Here is a 656-nt window from a genome sequence, read left to right as displayed (position 1 = left end):
GTTCAAAAACAGAGGCTTTTTCCTCTGCTGTAAATGTTCGTCTCATTCAAAAAACCTCCGCAACCCCATGTTTTCACATAACTGTTGCGTTGACCAATTGAATCTACAACCGCGCTCTTGATGTCAGACTCCCTGAACAGTTCTCGATAATCGGGAAACTCAGAGCGCATTATCCTGTGGTCACACTCTGCCATGTGTTCGGGGTTCATCGCAGCAGCTACAGATACTGGAAAAACCGTCCTGAAAAACCAGACGGCAGACGGGCTGTATTACGCAGTCAGGTACTTGAGCTACATGGCATCAGCCACGGTTCGGCCGGAGCAAGAAGCATCGCCACAATGGCAACCCGGAGAGGCTACCAGATGGGACGCTGGCTTGCTGGCAGGCTCATGAAAGAGCTGGGGCTGGTCAGCTGTCAGCAGCCGACTCACCGGTATAAACGTGGTGGTCATGAACATGTTGCTATCCCTAACTACCTTGAAAGGCAGTTCGCCGTGACCGAGCCAAATCAGGTGTGGTGCGGTGATGTGACCTATAGTGTGCCCGGAGTTCAGGGCGGGCATGGATGCTTAAATGAACCGCGAGTCTGTCTGGAATATTGAACCGGTAACTCACGATGAGAAACCCAACAATCCCACCGGGTGTGACGGTGGAGA

The 656-nt window shown here is 52.1% G+C and carries 2 pseudogenes; one reads left to right on the top strand and one right to left on the bottom strand.

The window, feature by feature from the left end:
• Positions 1-42: 42 nt before the first annotated feature.
• Positions 43-123, bottom strand: a pseudogene (locus K0778_RS28230) (hypothetical protein); the annotation flags it as partial.
• On the opposite strand from K0778_RS28230, the pseudogene K0778_RS26795 reads away from it, so the two are divergent.
• Positions 111-536, top strand: a pseudogene (locus K0778_RS26795) (IS3 family transposase); the annotation flags it as partial. The pseudogenes K0778_RS28230 and K0778_RS26795 overlap by 13 nt on opposite strands.
• Positions 537-656: the final 120 nt, after the last annotated feature.

It is taken from the genome of Escherichia sp. XD33, assembly GCF_019375075.1.
Lineage (GTDB): Bacteria > Pseudomonadota > Gammaproteobacteria > Enterobacterales > Enterobacteriaceae > Enterobacter > Enterobacter flexneri_A.
This window is presented reverse-complemented; position numbering and strand designations above follow the sequence as displayed.